The sequence below is a fragment of the Diaphorobacter sp. HDW4B genome (assembly GCF_011305535.1).
In the GTDB taxonomy this organism is placed as follows: Bacteria; Pseudomonadota; Gammaproteobacteria; order Burkholderiales; family Burkholderiaceae_C; genus Diaphorobacter_A.
The window spans coordinates 1,366,828-1,382,307 of the sequence record NZ_CP049905.1 but is presented as its reverse complement, the minus strand read 5'-3'; the positions used below and the strand labels follow the sequence as shown (position 1 = coordinate 1,382,307).

9 protein-coding genes and 1 pseudogene are annotated in these 15,480 nt (G+C 61.1%); 6 read left to right on the top strand and 4 right to left on the bottom strand.

The genetic code is table 11. The annotated features are described in order from the left end of the window. Positions 1–487: 487 nt before the first annotated feature. Genes G7048_RS06560 through G7048_RS06550 form a run of 3 tightly spaced genes read left to right on the top strand, consistent with a single transcriptional unit; the run spans position 488 to position 6,134 of the window. A complete protein-coding gene (locus tag G7048_RS06560) occupies positions 488–3,025 on the top strand; it encodes a class I SAM-dependent methyltransferase (RefSeq protein WP_166067361.1) in 2,538 nt (845 codons plus the stop codon). Beyond that, positions 3,025–5,019 carry a glycosyltransferase gene (locus G7048_RS06555; protein ID WP_240933296.1) on the top strand — a complete coding sequence of 665 codons (1,995 nt, stop codon included), beginning with the start codon at positions 3,025–3,027 and terminating at the stop codon, positions 5,017–5,019. Before G7048_RS06560 ends, G7048_RS06555 begins: the two co-directional genes overlap by 1 nt. Further along, positions 5,016–6,134, top strand: coding sequence for a glycosyltransferase family 2 protein (locus G7048_RS06550; protein WP_240933188.1), 1,119 nt, complete (start codon positions 5,016–5,018; stop codon positions 6,132–6,134). Before G7048_RS06555 ends, G7048_RS06550 begins: the two co-directional genes overlap by 4 nt. 141 nt (positions 6,135–6,275) lie before the next feature. Here the strand turns inward: G7048_RS06550 and G7048_RS06545 are convergent, their stop codons facing one another. Both G7048_RS06545 and G7048_RS06540 read right to left on the bottom strand, forming a co-directional pair. Next, positions 6,276–8,228, bottom strand: a complete 1,953-nt coding sequence (locus G7048_RS06545; protein WP_166067359.1) for a PhoX family phosphatase — start codon at positions 8,226–8,228, stop codon at positions 6,276–6,278. 209 nt (positions 8,229–8,437) lie between these two features. After that, positions 8,438–9,337: a DMT family transporter gene (locus G7048_RS06540; RefSeq protein WP_166067358.1), complete on the bottom strand. Its 900-nt coding sequence runs from the start codon at positions 9,335–9,337 to the stop codon at positions 8,438–8,440. 167 nt (positions 9,338–9,504) lie between these two features. Between G7048_RS06540 and G7048_RS06535 the strand changes: the two genes are divergently transcribed. Together G7048_RS06535 and G7048_RS06530 are read left to right on the top strand one after the other, a co-directional pair. Next, on the top strand, positions 9,505–10,491 hold the full coding sequence (locus tag G7048_RS06535; protein WP_166067357.1) for a quinone oxidoreductase: 987 nt from the start codon (positions 9,505–9,507) through the stop codon (positions 10,489–10,491). A gap of 2 nt (positions 10,492–10,493) precedes the next feature. After that, a complete protein-coding gene (locus tag G7048_RS06530; protein WP_166067356.1) occupies positions 10,494–11,315 on the top strand; it encodes an NUDIX domain-containing protein in 822 nt (273 codons plus the stop codon). On the opposite strand, the gene G7048_RS06525 is transcribed toward G7048_RS06530, so the two are convergent. Beyond that, positions 11,300–12,271 carry a LysR family transcriptional regulator gene (locus G7048_RS06525; protein ID WP_166067355.1) on the bottom strand — a complete coding sequence of 324 codons (972 nt, stop codon included), beginning with the start codon at positions 12,269–12,271 and terminating at the stop codon, positions 11,300–11,302. The two genes, G7048_RS06530 and G7048_RS06525, sit on opposite strands and share 16 nt — an antisense overlap. A 110-nt stretch (positions 12,272–12,381) precedes the next feature. Here G7048_RS06525 and G7048_RS06520 point away from each other — a divergent pair, with 110 nt between their 5' ends. After that, positions 12,382–13,392, top strand: coding sequence for a bile acid:sodium symporter family protein (locus G7048_RS06520; RefSeq protein ID WP_166067354.1), 1,011 nt, complete (start codon positions 12,382–12,384; stop codon positions 13,390–13,392). A gap of 320 nt (positions 13,393–13,712) precedes the next feature. Here G7048_RS06520 and G7048_RS06515 read toward each other — a convergent pair. Continuing rightward, a pseudogene (locus tag G7048_RS06515) lies at positions 13,713–15,344 on the bottom strand (Na/Pi cotransporter family protein); the annotation flags it as partial. Positions 15,345–15,480 lie beyond the last annotated feature (136 nt).

Here is a 15,480-nt window from a genome sequence, read left to right as displayed (position 1 = left end):
GATTTCACGATCTCACGATTTCAGCCATTCTCAAAACAACAAAGAAGCGGGCCACGGCCCGCTTCTTTGTTTTCCCGTTCCTGCATGGCATATGAAGAGCGCGAGTTCACTCAACGAAGCCATCGCGACAAGCGCTGCCGTGGCAATTGATATCTCTCAGATGATTGCTAATCGTGTATAGACGTAACTTAACGTGAATGAAATAATTTGACGCTTCTTCATCTGCATTGGCTGTAGGCGACGGACAGGTGCTTGTCGTGCGTCATCACTCAATTGCTCACCATGGACTCGCGTGTCGACCATGCAAACATACGCTCACTTCCCTGCTTCTTCGCTGATCGAGTTCGCGGAGGGTTCATCGGGGGATGTCTGCCCATCGTGCGGGCACCCACAAACCAGTGAATGGGTTCGTGCCAGATATCTGCATGGCGATGAAGAGTGGGTGCCATTCTGGCGATGTGAGAAATGCTGCAGTCTCTTCTCGCTCGTGCACGAGAACACCTATGCGGGCGAACTGGATGCGGGCTATGTGAAGTACTACGCCGAGCTGGGTGCCGGTGTGGAGCCCATGGCGCGGATGATCATGGAGAACCTGCCGCAGCATCTGAATGCATTTGCCGATGTCGGTTGCGGGCTTGGTTACTCGATGGACTTCGTGGAGCATGCGCTGAACGTTCCTGCATTGGGGTTCGAGCCCTACCCGATGTCGCTGGCGACGGATTTGCGAGGTGAGCTTCTGGCACGCCCGCTCGATGCCCCATGGCTTGCGCAGGATGCAAGACGCTTCGATCTCATTCTCGCGAGCGAAGTGATCGAACATGTGGACGACCCCGTCGGCTTTGCCAGCCAACTGCGCATGGCCTTGGCCGACGCGCTGAGTCTGGCGGTTTTCAGCACGCCAGACGCGGATTCGATCACGCCGCATGAACACCCATCGGAGATCTACTCGCGCCTTTTTCCGGGAGAGCATCGCTGTCTCTACACGGCCGAGATGCTCAAGCTCACGCTGTTGCGTGCGGGCTTCGAATGCGTGGAGGTGGTTCGCCATGGGGGCCAACTGGTCGCCACAGCAGGCACGCGTCAGGCGCTGGAGAGTCGGCGCTGCGGGGCGGGCGTGGAGTCCTGGCATGTTGTCTACCAGCGATACCTGCGCGATGCATTCCAGCGCCCGAATGCAGACCCTGCATCGCCCATGCTCATGGGGCACGCATACCGTCTTTTCAAGGCATTGATGAACGGCGGCGATTTCGCTGCGGCCCGTGCATGGCTGGAAGAATGCCCATCTTTGCGTCCATTGCTGGACGAGCGCCGACTTCTGCGTCAAAGCACTTTTGAACTGGCCATTTCGTTGCCGGATTTCGAAAGCTATGTGACTCAACTGCCGAGCTTTCTCGGACCGATGGCATATCACTTGGCCATGCTGGCTCGCTTGGAGGGGCGCATGGTGGATGCGGATGCCGGTTTGCGACAAGCGCTGCGGTGGATGGAGCGTGAAGTGGCCATCGGGCCGTTCTGCTTCATCGAGTCTTCCTCATTGCTGGGCCCTGTGCGGATGGAGCGGGCCTTGCTGCTGGTGATGGATGGCAAGGCGGAGCAGGCCATCGAACTCTGGCAGTCCATGCCCCAGGGGCTGCCCGATATTCGCCTGTTCGCCTGCACCGGCGCAAGGTTGGCTCTGGAGTTCAATGCGTCGGCGCAGTACGCATTTGTCGATCGTGTATTCGAATGCCTGGCAAGCCATTCGATGCGCTCGCAAGGATTGTTGTCGGCGCTGTGCGATGGCGTATGGGATGGGTGTCTTGCACAGGATATCGATCTGGCATTTGATGCGTGGATCGCCAGATTCCATTGCGCACTGCACAGCGCGAAGCCGCCATCCGAGATGCACGAGGCCTATGTCGTGCTGAGTTTGTGCGTCGGGCAGCATCCTGATCCATCGCGACAGGCGAAGCTGGACCGGGTGCGAGAGGATCTTGATGCAACGCGGCGGGACATGCGCGCCAAGGCGCTGGTCCGTGACGCATCCACAAAGTTGCCCGCGCCCATGGTGGTGCCTGCATTGGTGCACTTTGTGGACCAGCTATGGTGTGACGCGCATGGTGTGTATGTGTCTGGCTGGGTGCATGTGCCCGACAAGAACGTGGAGTGCATTCGTCTGGCGTGCAGAGAAAGCGTGGCAGAACTCGTGACGCGTTCGCGACCCGACGTGCAGACCTACTTTGAGCAGCAGCGTGCCGCAAGCACCATGGGTTTTTCGGGCTACCTTTCATGTCCACCATTTCAGCCCGTCGAGCTGCAGGTCGAATGCGACGAGGGCGTGGCGGTGGGCGCGACGCTTGCGTTGCCACAGCACCTCATGCAGCGCGATCAGACGGAGTTCTCCAGCATTGCCTGTCTGGAGACGTTTCGCAGACTCATGAAGGAGCGCGGTGGCACAGTCATCGTGTTGGGTGGACGAAAAGGTGACGATCACCCGGATGAGTGGGCCGATTGTCTGGAGCCCGAGTGCCGAGTGGTGCGTGTCGATATCCATGCGGGCGAGGGCGTGGATCTGGTCGCTGATGCGCACGCGCTGAGCGAACACTTTGCGCCTGGGTCGGTGGACGCAGTGATGTCATCGAGCGTGATGGAACATCTGGAAGCGCCCTGGGTCGTCGCAGCACAGATCAATCATGTTCTGCGACCAGACGGGTTGACCATGCACTTCGTTCCACACACGTGGCCACTGCATGCAGCGCCCAACGACTTCTGGCGCGTCTCCGAGTCAGGTCTGCAAGCCTTGTATGGACCGAGCATGGGGTTTGAGGTGTTGAGCAGCGGCATGGATCAGCCGGTTCGCATGTATCCCCCGCCTGCGCTGCGCAGTTCCTCGTTTGCATCGATCGAGATGCCCTTGCTGGATGGCTACCTGGAGTCGTTTCTGCTGGCGCGCAAGGTGGCCGATCTGCCTGAAGATGCCGTGCGCTGGCCCGGTTCGGCTGACGAGCGTGTGGCGCGCGCGCAGACCTATCCGGTAGACGAGTGATGCGCACGTTGTCCCGTTGGAAAGCAGGTCGCGCCAAAGCGGAGGAAGGACCACAGGGCTTCGGCAGACGTTGGCTGTCGGATATCGCCTGCGCGTTCTCGCTCGGAGGAGGTTGGTTTCGCACGCTGTGTTTGCTCGCGGGATTGTGGATTTCGGAGGGATGGCAAGGCTATGTCTGGCGTTTCCGACTGGTGCGTGAGACCACGTGGGCAAAGATCAATGGCGTGCCCGGAAAAGACTACGCGGGTTGGTGCCGTCACTACGACACGCTCTTTCAGACAGATCGGCGAGAGCTGGCTGCCGATGTGCAGACATGGAAGCGGCACCCGCGCATCTCGGTATTGATGCCAGTGTTCAACCCGCAAATCGATTGGCTGGAGCAGGCGATAAGGTCGGTGCAGGAGCAGATATATCCCCATTGGGAACTGTGCATCGCGGACGATGCTTCCACCGCCCACGGCGTGCAAGCGCTGCTGCGGCGAATGGCACTGCAGGACTCTCGCATCAAGCTTGTTTTGCGGGAGAAAAATGGCCATATCTGTGCTGCGTCGAACAGTGCCTTTGACGTCGCGACGGGTGAGTTCATTGCATTGCTGGACCATGATGATCTGCTGGCACCCCATGCGCTGTATTGGGTGGCGCGCGCTGCATTGGAGCATCCGGACGCGGGGATCATTTACTCGGATGAAGACAAGATCGATGCGCACGGCCACCGGTCTTCGCCTTATTTCAAATCGGCGTTCAACTACGACCTGTTCCTGTCTCAGAACCTGGTGTCGCATCTGGGTGTTTTCAGGCGAACACTGGTTGCTTCGGTGGGGCGTTTTTGCGAAGGCCGAGAAGGATCTCAGGACTATGACCTGGCCCTGCGCTGCATGGAACGATTGCAGCCGTCACAGATCGTGCACATTGCCCGGGTGCTCTATCACTGGCGTGTTCACAGCAACAGCACCTCCATGAACATGAGGGCCAAGCCCTATGCGGCGGTGGCAGGAGAGGCCGCACTCAATGCACATCTCCAACGGGTGGGGCAAGCCGGTCGCATACGCTACGTGGGCCACGGATACCAGTACCTGCCTGCTGCAAGAGCGCAGGACTCGCGCGTCTCGATCATTGTTTGCATCGAATCGGATATGCATGATCTGCACTCCGTCGCGGCGCGTCTTCGCACAAGTTCGAGACAAGCAGATCGTGACATGTTCTGGGTCGCCTCGCCGACATTGAGCACCGAGTGCGTCAGACGCTTGGAGCAGCAAGCCAGTCAAATGGGTGTGCGTTGGTTCGGTGCACGTCATGGCGACAGCATGGGCGCACGCGTGAATGCCGCTGCAGCGACGGCGGACACGGAGATGCTGGTTTTGCTGCGGGGAGGGATTCGCCCGCGTCACCCCGAATGGCTTCCAAGGCTGATTGCGCACGCTGCGCGTTCCCGCGTCGGGGTGACAGGTGTGCGTCTCACCGATCGCACGGGAATGCTGATACATGGTGGCATGTTCATGCGCGGTTCCTGCGATCTGATCTCCGCGCACTACGGTTTGTCTCCCCAATTCAAGGGCTACTTCGGTCGTGCGGTGCTCAACCAGAGTTTTCATGCAGTGTCCGCGGCCTGCATCGCGGTGCGCAGGACGCTGTTTGACAGCGTGAACGGATTGGATGGCGAATGGACGACCTTGCGGTTTGCGGTCGCTGATCTTTGCCTTCGTCTCAATGAGCAGGGCCAGCGCACCCTGTGGACGCCGGATGTCGAGATGCGATTGGGTGCAGGTCGGCACGATGAAGCCTGGCACTTGGGCGCGCAGACAGCCAATGAAAGGCGTGATGCGGACCGATGGTCTCGCAGATGGTCGGAGAAGCTCGGCGAAGACCTGTACTACAACCCCAATCTGAGCTGGGAGCATTCACACTTCGAGCTGGCCTGGCCACCACGCTCGCAGGCATCGGCGCTGTTCAGAACCGCGCCCTACCATCTGTCGCCATGGGTGGCTACGCCATGAGTTCTGCCGCTGAGATGCCGGTTGACTCTGCGCCGATTTTTGAGGCTGCGCCCATGGCGGTCGCGCATGCGGCGGCTGTTCTGATCATCAACTTCAACACGGCCCAACGGACGATTCGCTGCATTGAATCCATCCGTCGTGGGTCCATGTTGCCGCGTCGCATATGGATTCTCGACAATGACTCCCAGCAAGAGGACTTCGAACTTTTGCAGACGCATGTCGGTGCGTTGACGCTGGATGGCGTTGAGTTGATCTTGCTGCGTTCTGAGCGCAACCTCGGGTTTGCAGCGGGCTGCAATCTGATGATCGATCGTGCGCTGGAGGATGTGGAATGTACTCAGTTGCTGCTGCTCAACAGCGACGCGGTCGCGCTGCCGGAATGGGTGCGCACCATGACCACATGCGCCAGTCGGACGCCCGAAAGCACAGGCATGGTGGGTGCACGCATGCACAAGCTCGCGCGGCCGCAAGAAGTCGATACGCTGGGGATTTCGTTGTATCGCAGCCTGATGCCAGCAGATCGCCACTGCCTTGACGACCTGCTGGTGGGACCGTCGGGCGGGTGTTGCCTGCTCAAGAGGGCGATGCTGGAAGACATCCATCGCGTGGCGGGTTACTACTTTGATGCGCGCTACTTCTGCTACTGCGAAGATACCGACCTCGTCTTGCGTGCCGTGCTCGGCGGTTATCAAACCATTTATGTGAACGAGGTGCTGGCCTTGCACGAAGGGCAGGCCAGCTCGGGCGGAGGAGTGAGTTCGTTCATCACATACCACGGTCTGCGCAACAGCATCTGGATGCACGCGAAGCTTTTGCCCGCCAGCATTTTCTGGAGATTCGGTCTGCTGCTGGTGTTGGCTCACATGCTTTCGATCGCCAGACACGGGCTGTTCGGCCGGGTGGGTCTGCTGTGGCGAACCTACAAGGATGCGTTGGCAGGGTTGCCGTCTTTCTGGAGAGAGCGCGCTCGTTTTCAGCAGGCGTTTCGATCACAGGATGCGGTGTGGCGCTCCCACATCACTCCTGCTTTTTATCGACGTCGGTATCTGTCGCACGTGCTGCGCATGGAAGGTCGAAAGCACAAGCAGTCCCGGAGGGCTGCCGAAATCGAGTGAGCGCATCGCGTGTCTGTTTGCTGATTGCCGCTCTTTGATCGAATGAAAAAGGGGTGATCGCCCGTTGTGGCAATCACCCCTTTCTTGTCGATTGATGCTCGCAGCGCATGGCGTCAAGCGCTGCAAATGATCACAAGTGCATCAGCTCTTGAGCGAAGGCTGCTTCGGCGTGCCTGTCAGGTAACCCACAGCCGCACCGGCCTTGTTCTTGTAGTTGGCCTTGATCAGCGGGTCCAGTGTGTCCTTGACCACGGCGTGGATGCCGCCCCAGTCACCGGCGTGCTGGAAGTTGCTCATGATGTAGGTCCAGCCGTTGATTTCGTCCACGGCGTGCAGGCCGGTGGATTCGCCGCCAGCGGGGATCGACATGATGCGCGAGAGCGTCTTGGTGTCGATGTTGTAGGCCCACAGGAAGTTGTTCACGTGCTGGCTGGAGTCTTCGCCGATGAACAGCGTGCGCATCTTTTCCGAGAACTTGAGGTTGTCGGGGTTGCAGATCTTGTTGGGGTTGCCGGTGTTGCCCAGGGCGTCGGCGGTGATGTCTTCACCGGCCAGCAGTGCCTTGGTGTCGACGGGCACCCATTCGCTGTTGATCGCAGCGCCAGCGGTGTCCTTTTGGCCGCCGCGCAGGTTCAGTGCCATCACGGCGCCTGCGTTCAGGGCCTTGGGGATGGACACGCCGTTGCCCGGCACGTTGGCGGCGTTGCCTGCGACCATCGATGTCTGGCAGTTCTGCAGCGCAGAGTAGGCCACCTTGTCCTTGGCGTTGACCGTGGTGCCTTCCATCTTGGTGAAGCCCAGGCTCGCGCCCTTGAAGGCGGCGTAGCGGTGGGTTTCGAGGAAGGCGGCAGCCTTGTCCATGCCGGCGTTGATCTTGATCCACTCGGTCTTGCCGTTGGCGACTATTTTTGTGTAGCTGGTGTCCGCTGGGTCCTTGCTCACCACGGTCATGATGTCGGTGGGCTTGAGGGTGTTGGCCAGGTTCTCGATTTCTGCGCTGGAGGCGGAGCCGAGCTTGATCCAGGTGAGCGCCGCAGCGGTGGTTGCAGCGGGGTCGATGGAGAAGCCCGCGCCGACCTTGGCTGCGTACAGCGTGCCGGAGGACAGGTCCTTTTCCTTGTCGGCCACGAACACGAAGTAGGCGCTGTTGGTGGCGTCGTCACCCATCAGTGCGGTGCGCTGGTCGGGCATGACTTGCACGAGTTCGTGCGAGATGCGGCCCATGCAGAAATGCTTCTTGATGGAGGCGGTGCCGTCCTTGTTGACGGTGACTTCGGGCATGTGACCGTAGTGGTACGGGTTGGCCTTGGCTTCGTCGCCGTAGAGGTTCTTGGAGTAGGCCTTGAACATGGTGTTCGAAGCGATGCTGAAGGCATCGGGCTCGTACTCTTCGCTGGACAGGTGCGTGCCCCATGGCGAGAGGCTGGCGCCGCAGGTGATCCACAGGCCGTGCACCTTGGAGGTGTCGACGTTGTGGTACTTGACGAGGCTGAGCTTGCCGGTGGTCTGGTCCTGGTCGAGCGTGAGCACGGCGATGGGCGAAGGCAGCTTGCCGTACATGTCGGTCTTGCCGTCTTGCGCCCAAGTGGTGTATTCAAACTGAACGACCGCGAACACGGGCTTGCCCTTGACGCCATCGACCTTGGCATCGGCCACGGTCAGCAGCGATGTGCCGTCCGGTGCGTCGGAGAAGTACTGGCGCTCGCTGCCTGCCACGGTGCCGTCGACGATGGGCTTGTTGTTGATGTCGAGATAGCCGCCCGCCAGGATGGTGCCGCCCTTGCCATCGCTAACCTTGTCGCCGGAGATGAAGAACGGTTGGTAGGCGAGGTTGTAGCTCTGCGTGCTGTCATCAGCGAAGGTCACTTTCAGGGCCGAACCGACGGTGGTGGTGGCCATGGCTGCGGGCGTGGCCAGCGTGGGCGCGGCCATGCTGGTGAAGCTCACGGACTTGAATGCGACGCTGCTGCTATCGCTGCCACCACCGCATGCGGTCAGAAAGGCTGTGGAGGCGCCTGCGCCCAGCGGCAACATGGGGATGCCAGCGAGCATTTGCAGGGTCTTGCGACGGGAGAGCAGTGTGGATTGGGACATCGTGCTTTTCGTTGGGTGTAGTGAAACTGATGCAGCACCTCCGCGTGGGTGGATGCGTGCAGATCGAAACGAGAAGCAAGGGATGGATGGCTGGGTGACTGCGTACGTTCATGCGCCTACGCGTCCCTTGCTCTCTCTGGCACGGATGCTAGAAAGCGAGGGTGACAGCGCGTTGACGAATTTGTGACGCTTTGGTGTCAGTGTGTTTGTCAGCGTCGCGACGAGATCACGATGCCCGCGACGATCAGCACGAAGGCTGCTGCGTGATAGAGATGCGGCGCCTCGCCCAGCAGCGCCAGCGAGAGCACGGCAGCGAACAGCGGCGTGAGATTGATAAAGAAGCCCGCGACCACTGGCCCCGCGCGCTGCACGCCCAGACCCCAGCAGCGATAGGCCATGATGGCTGGGCCGACCACGATGAAGGCCATGGCGGCGGCGAGCTTCCAGCTCCACAGAATCTCGTGATGTCCGACGGACCACTCGATGCCCGCGAACGCACCCGACCAACCCAGGCCGAACAGCATCTGCGCGATCAGGAACATGGCCCAGTCATTGCGGATTTCGGCGGGCTCCTTGGTGCGCACCAGCAGCCAGCTGTAGAGCGACCACGAGATCACGGCGAGCACCATATAGAGATCGCCCACCACCAGCCGCAGTGCAAACAGTTGCTCCAGACTTCCACGACACAGCACCAGCACCACGCCGACGATGGACAGCACCGCACCGATGATCTGCTCGCGCCGTGCAGCCACGCCGAAGAACATGGCGCCGATGAACAGCATGAAGACCGGCGTGCTGGCACCCACCAGCGTGACGTTGAGCGGCGTCGAAGTGCCAAGCGCCAGATACTGCAGCGCGTTGTAGCAGCCCACACCCAGCAGGCCGAGCAGGCAGTAGCGCTTCCAGTGCTGCCACATGGGGCTCGATGGGCTCACGGCCTTCCACGCGAAGGGCAGCAGGATGAGAAAGGCGAGTGTCCAGCGAACGAAATTCAGCGTGGCAGGAGGAATGAGGTCATGGACCAGTTTGCCGGTGACCGCGTTGCCTGCCCAAAGGAGCGGCGCGAGCGTCAGCATGGCCATGGTGCCGGGTGCTATTTTTTGAGACATGAGACGGGGATTGTAGGGAGCGCGGCCACCCTTTGCATTCCACGGCGCGGGAGGGCCGACGCGGGCGCGGGTGTTCTTTTCGTGGCAGCATAGGAGTCGAACATCTGCAATGTCCCTGCAATGTCCCTGCAATGTCCCAACACACAACGAACAAGGAGATTCCTGCCATGAGCCTCGCCGTCCAGATCCGTCAACACGGTGGTCCCGAAGAACTGCAACTCGTCGACGTGCAGGTGGGCGAGCCGGGGCCCGGAGAAATCCGCATCCGCCACAAGGCCGTCGGCCTGAACTTCATCGACGTGTACCACCGCACGGGGCTGTATCCACTCAAGATGCCGGCAGGCATCGGCATGGAGGCTTCGGGCGTCATCGAGGCAGTGGGCGAGGGCGTCTCGCATCTCAAGGTGGGAGACCGCGCGGCCTATGCCGCCAACCCGCCGGGCAGCTACTGCGAAGCGCGCGTGATGCCTGCGATGCAGGTCTGCAAACTGCCCGATGCGATCAGCTTCGAGACTGGCGCGGCCATGATGCTCAAGGGCCTGACGGCGCAGTATCTGCTGAAGAAAGCGCGTCCCGTCGAAGGTCTGGAAAAGGGCGACTTTGTGCTGTTCCACGCAGCGGCTGGCGGCGTGGGCCTGATCGCTTGCCAATGGGCCAAGGCGCTGGGTCTGCAGCTCATCGGCACGGCGGGCTCGGATGCGAAATGCCAACTGGCGCTCGCCAACGGCGCGACCCATGCCATCAACTACAACACCGAAGACTTCGCCGCGCGTGTGAAGGAAATCACCGGCGGCAAGGGCGTGAAAGTGGTGTACGACTCGGTGGGCAAGGACACCTGGGACAAGTCGCTGGAATGCCTGCGTCCGTTCGGTCTGATGGCGAGCTTCGGCAGCGCGTCCGGCCCCGTGCCGCCGTTCGCGCCTGCGATTCTGGGAAAGTACGGTTCGATTTACGTGACGCGCCAGACGCTGTTCACCCACATCAGCACGCGCGAGGCCACGCAGGCCATGGCCGACGATCTGTTCGCGGTGGTCGCGAGCGGCGAGGTGAAGATCCACATCGAGCAGCGTTATCCGCTCAAGGACGTGCAGCAGGCACACCGCGATCTGGAAGCGCGCAAGACCACGGGCTCGACGATTCTGACGCTGGACTGAGCATGAACGAAACAGCAGTGACCGCAGCGTCCACCGCACCCGCATGGCTGGCCGCTGCGCGCGCCCATGCCAACCGCCCGACGCTGCGCATGCGCATGCCGTTCGTGGTTGATGGGGAGGATGTGGGATCGGTGGAAACGGTGGTGATGGATCGCATCGTCGAGCATCTGCCCGGTGGTCATCGCCTGTTTTTTCATGATGCCGCGTGGCATCTGCAAAGCGCCAACGGCAACGCCACGCAAGCCATGAACACGCTCGCGCAGGCCATGCGCGAACTGGGTTTGAATGGCCCGTGGCGCAACGAGCAACTGGTCGTGTGCAACGAAGACGGCAAGCGCATCGGCATGATCGAGCGCGGGCTGGTGCGGCCTTTGGCGATTGCAACTTGCGCGGTTCACCTGATCGGCACCGCGCCCGATGGCCGCATGTGGGTGCAGCAGCGTGCCTTCAACAAGGCCAACAATCCGGGCATGTGGGACACTCTGATGGGCGGCATGGTGTCGGCTGCCGATTCGCTCGAACAGGCGCTGGAGCGCGAGACCTGGGAAGAGGCGGGCCTGCGCATCGCCGATCTGCAGAGCCTGCGCCATGGCGGCCATGTGGACTTCCAGCAGCCTGCGGAAGAAGAAAACAACGCGGGCTACATGCGCGAGCGCATCGACTGGTTCAGCGCAGTTGTGCCTGCTCATATCGAGCCCGCGAATCAGGATGGCGAGGTCGAGCGCTTCGAGTTGTGGACCACCGCCGTGGTGCACGACCATCTCGCGCGTGGCGAGTTCACGCCCGAGGCCGCGTTGCTGCTGGCCGATTACTTCGGCTGGTGAGCAGCCTTCTTCGTTTTCGTATTTGAGACTTTGCGTGCGGGTTCGGGGCTTGCATCACCGAGCTTGGCCGCCTGTTCGCGCACCAGTTGCCAAGCTGTTTGCGCCAATGGCGAGAGCGCGCGATTGCGGCGTTGCACCAGCATCACCTGCCGGTCCATGCGCGGCGTGAGCGGGCGCACGGTGAGTCCGGAATCCTTGGCGAAGCCTTGCGGCGGCAGCGCCATTTGGGGAATCACCGCCACGCCCAAGCCCGCTTCCAACATCCGAAAAATCGTGGTGCTGTGGCCCACTTCCTGCGCCACCGTGCATTGCACGCCGAGCTTGGAGAGCACATCGTCGATCAGCCGCCGACTGCCCGATGCGTGATCGAGCAGCACCAGTGACTCGCCATTCAGATCGCTCCAGTTCACCGTTTTCTTCAGAGCAAGCCGATGATCGCTCGGGCAGGCCAGCAGAAACGGCTCGCTCAGAATCGTCTCGCAGGTCAGCGCCTCGCGTTCCTCGGGATCGATCACCACGCCGAAATCCACCTCGCCCGACAGCACGCTGGCCAGCGTCGCGTTCTGCACGCGGTCGAGCAGCATCAGCTCCATGCCCGGATGCAGTTCGTGGCACAGCGCAATGCATTCGGGCATCAGATTGGCCGACAGCGTGGGGCTGCTTGCCACGCGCACGCGTCCGCGCCGTGCGGTCGCCATGCCTGCGACATCGAGCAGCGTGGTGTCCAGATCATCGAGCACGCGCGGCAGCCGCGTGGCGAGACTGCGACCCGCGTCGGTCAGTTCGACTTCGCGCGTCGTGCGGTTCACGAGTTGCAGGCCGAGCTGCGCTTCCAACTCGGTGATGCTGCGGCTCACCGCCGGTTGGGTCAGGCCGATGAGATCGCCCGTACGGCTGAAATTGCGCGTTTCCGCCACCGAGAGAAACACCTGCAACTGGCGCAAGGTCACATTCATGATTCAGACTCATGAAATTATCAGATAAATCGATTTTACTTTGTGTGGCCGATCAGGTCCAATCCGGTCCCAGTACTCAATAACAGGCCCCTTGGGCCCCGGTTCTCGTCATGGCTCGCTCCCGATTTCTTCCCGACAACTTTCTGCTGATGCTCGTCACCACGGTGGCGCTCGCCAGCTTTGTGCCTGTCTCCGGACAGGCGGCCCATTTCTTCGAAGGGCTGACGACGGTCTGCGTCGCGCTGCTGTTCTTTCTGCACGGCGCCAAGCTCTCGCGCGACGCCATCATCGCGGGTGTGGGCCACTGGCGGCTGCACCTGCTGGTGATCGCCACCACCTTCGTGGTCTTCCCGGTGATCGGCGTGGTGCTGCGCCCCGTGCTGGAGCCGCTGGTCACGCCGCAGATGTACACCGGCGTGCTGTATCTGTGCATCCTGCCCGCCACGGTGCAGTCGGCGATTGCCTTCACCGCCATGGCGCGCGGCAACATGCCTGCTGCGATCTGCAGCGCTTCGGGCTCCACGCTGCTGGGCATCGTGATCACGCCGTTGCTGGTCAAACTGCTGCTGCCACAAGCGGGCGAAGCGCAGCAAGACGTGCTCGGCAGCATCGGCAAAATCATGCTGCAACTGCTGCTGCCATTCCTGGCCGGTCACTTTCTGCGTCCTTGGATCGGCGACTTCGTCAAGCGCAACGCCAAGCTGCTCAAGGTCGTCGATCAGGGCTCCATCCTGCTGGTGGTCTACACGGCGTTCAGCGCGGCGGTGGTTGCTGGCATCTGGCGTCAACTGCCGCTGACGGCATTGGCTGGTCTGCTGGTGGTGTGCGCGGTGATTCTGGCCTTGGTGCTCACGCTCACGACCTGGTTGTCGCGTCTGCTTGGGTTCAGCAAGGAAGATGAAATCACCATCGTGTTCTGCGGTTCCAAGAAGAGTCTGATCAGTGGTGTGCCTATGGCCAAGGCGATTTTTTCTTCTGCTGAAGCGGGCATGATTGTGTTGCCGTTGATGATCTTTCATCAGATGCAACTCATGGTGTGTGCTGTGATTGCGCAGAGGTATGCGCGTCGTCCCGACGAGGCTTCGGAGAAGCTGGAAGAGGGGAAGGCTTCCAAGGCCTGAGATTGGTTTGAGAGCGGGTGCCGGGTCTCGCCCCGGCGGGCGAGTAACTTTTTGCTTGCGCCAAAAAGTCACCAAAAATCGCTTTTCAATACCTGCGGCAAAACTCACTGCGCGCCGTAGGCGCTCCGTTCAAACAGCTTGCCGCAAGTCAGTCTGGAAGAGGTGTGATTCGGCACTTCGCTGCGCTCGTGCTGCATCTCGCGATTTCGCGAGATGGGTCAGATTGCGCTGCGGGGTTGGCGGTGGTCGGCTACTGCGCCGGTGGGCTGGGCCAATGTGGTGGAAGGTGCGGCGGCCGCTGCCGCAGAGGCTTCGTTGAATGCCTTCACGCGGCTGGGGACCAGTTCTCCGGCGGATTCCAATATGGGATAGGCGATCGAGCAGATCAGCGAGTTGATGCGCTTGAGGTCGCTGATCAGGTCGATGTGCAGCGAGCTGGTCTCGATGCTTTGCATCGTGTTTTCCGACAGGCGCGCCAGATGGGTGGTGGAGTAGGTGCGTTCCAGGTCGCGGAAGCGCACTTTTTCTTCGAGCAGGCGTTTGGCGTCGCGCACGTTGCCGTTCAAAAACACGCTCATGCCAAGACGCAGGTTGTTCACCAAGCGGGTGTGCAGTTCGGTGATTTCGGCCATGCCGGCTTCGGAGAACTTGCGGCCCTTCTTGATCTTCTTGTCTTCGATGTCGATGATCACGCGCTCGATGATGTCGCCGATCTGCTCCATGTTGATCGTGAAGCTGATGATGTCGGCCCAGCGCTTGCTTTCTTCCTCGCCCAGCGCCTCGCGCGAGATCTTGGTGAGGTAGTACTTGATGGCGGAGTAGAGCTGGTCGACCTCGTCGTCCATCTTGCGGATGCGTTCGGCCTGCTGTTCGTCGTTCTTTTGAATCACGTCGAGCATGCCGGTGAGCATGGTCTCCACCACGTCGGCCTGATACAGCGCCTCGCGCGCGGCGCAGGAGATGGCGAGCGATGGTGTGGACAGCGCGGACGGGTCGAGGTGATGCGGACGCCGTGGCTTGTCTTCGACGGGCTTGGGCATCAGCTTGGTCATCAGGTCGGCCACCCATTGCGTGAAGCCGATGAAGCCGATGCTGATGATCACGTTGTACGCCAGATGGAACAGCACCACGCTCTGCCCGACGTTGGGCAGCAGCGGCTGCACATACTTCATCCACGCGCCGATGAAGGGCGTCATGACGATCACGCCAAGCACCTTGAACACCATGTTGCCCACGGTGACCTGGCGCACTTCGACGGCCGACTTCGCGGTGGTCAGCACGGCCAGCAGGCCGCTGCCGAGATTGGCACCGAGCACCAAGCCCAGCGCCACATCGACCGGCACCACATTGGATGCCGCCATCGCCGAGATCAGCAGCACGATGGCGAGGCTGGAATACGCCACCACCGCGAGCACGCAGCCCATCACCAGCTCCATGAAGATGTCGCTGCTGATGGAGTTGAGCATGGCCTTGATGATGGGCGAGGCCAACATGGGTTCGCTCGCCTGCACCACCATTTCGAGCGCCATCAGCATCAGGCCGAGGCCGATGAACACGCGCCCCACGCGGCCTGCGGTGCTGGCTTGGCGCGTGACGAACAGGATCACGCCGACCAGAATGAAGACCGGCGAAAGCCAGGAAAGATCGACCGAGAACAGCACCGACATGAGCGCCGTGCCCACGTCCGCACCGCGCATCACCGCGAGCGCGGCGGGCAGCGCGATCAGGCCCTGGCCGACGAAGGACGAGGTCATCAGCGACGTGGCCGTGCTCGACTGCACCAGCGCCGTGACGCCCATGCCCGAGAGCGCCGCGGTGAAGCGGTTGCCCATGCTGCGGGCCAGAAGGGAACGGAGGTTTGCGCCAAAAACGCGCAGCACGCCGGTTCGCACGAGGTGGCTTCCCCACACTAGTAACGCGATGGCGGCTAAAAGATTCAACAAATGCTTCACTGTCGCTCAAGTCTACATCTATGTGACAGTTATGTGTCCAACGTGGAATTCAGGGATTCCCTGCATAAGGTCGTGAGTGACCGCGTGCTGCGCGCCTCAAACCACGCCCATTCCATTCGAGAAGCGTGAAGGCAGA

What these genes read in the sequence shown, in the direction of transcription:
- G7048_RS06535 (WP_166067357.1), top strand. Translation starts at nt 9,505, where the DNA reads ATGAGCCTCGCCGTCCAGATCCGTCAACACGGTGGTCCCGAAGAACTG.
- G7048_RS06525 (WP_166067355.1), bottom strand. Translation starts at nt 12,271, where the DNA reads ATGAATGTGACCTTGCGCCAGTTGCAGGTGTTTCTCTCGGTGGCGGAA.
- G7048_RS06555 (WP_240933296.1), top strand. Translation starts at nt 3,025, where the DNA reads ATGCGCACGTTGTCCCGTTGGAAAGCAGGTCGCGCCAAAGCGGAGGAA.
- G7048_RS06550 (WP_240933188.1), top strand. Translation starts at nt 5,016, where the DNA reads ATGAGTTCTGCCGCTGAGATGCCGGTTGACTCTGCGCCGATTTTTGAG.
- G7048_RS06540 (WP_166067358.1), bottom strand. Translation starts at nt 9,337, where the DNA reads ATGTCTCAAAAAATAGCACCCGGCACCATGGCCATGCTGACGCTCGCG.
- G7048_RS06530 (WP_166067356.1), top strand. Translation starts at nt 10,494, where the DNA reads ATGAACGAAACAGCAGTGACCGCAGCGTCCACCGCACCCGCATGGCTG.
- G7048_RS06545 (WP_166067359.1), bottom strand. Translation starts at nt 8,228, where the DNA reads ATGTCCCAATCCACACTGCTCTCCCGTCGCAAGACCCTGCAAATGCTC.
- G7048_RS06520 (WP_166067354.1), top strand. Translation starts at nt 12,382, where the DNA reads ATGGCTCGCTCCCGATTTCTTCCCGACAACTTTCTGCTGATGCTCGTC.